The sequence below is a fragment of the Streptomyces sp. WM6386 genome, from assembly GCF_000972385.1.
Taxonomy (GTDB): Bacteria; Actinomycetota; Actinomycetes; order Streptomycetales; family Streptomycetaceae; genus Streptomyces.
On record NZ_JXTE01000813.1, the window covers coordinates 1 to 306 of the forward strand.

At 77.1% G+C, this 306-nt stretch carries 1 pseudogene; it reads left to right on the forward strand.

Annotated elements, in window-relative coordinates:
* Positions 1-306: pseudogene (locus TN53_RS43785) on the forward strand (monooxygenase); the annotation flags it as partial.

Consider the following 306-nt stretch of genomic DNA (forward strand, 5'->3'; position numbering starts at 1 on the left):
GGGCGGGGGAGGGGCTGCTGGACACCCACGACGCGGAGCGGCGCCCGGTGGCCGAGGCGACCAGTGCCCGCGCCGCCGCACGGTCGGTGGAACACAGCCACCCCGGGTTCGCCCCGCCGCCCGGCATGGGCGGCGGTGGCGGTGGAGGCGGCCCGCAGCGCGGCATCCTCAACGTGGTCCTGGGCTACCGCTATCCGCGGGGCGCCGTCGTCGGCACCGACCCCGCGGCTCCGGTCGTACCGGAACGCTTCGACCTGTCCGGTGAACCCGGCAGCAGGGCGCCCCACTTGGCGGTACGTCACCGAG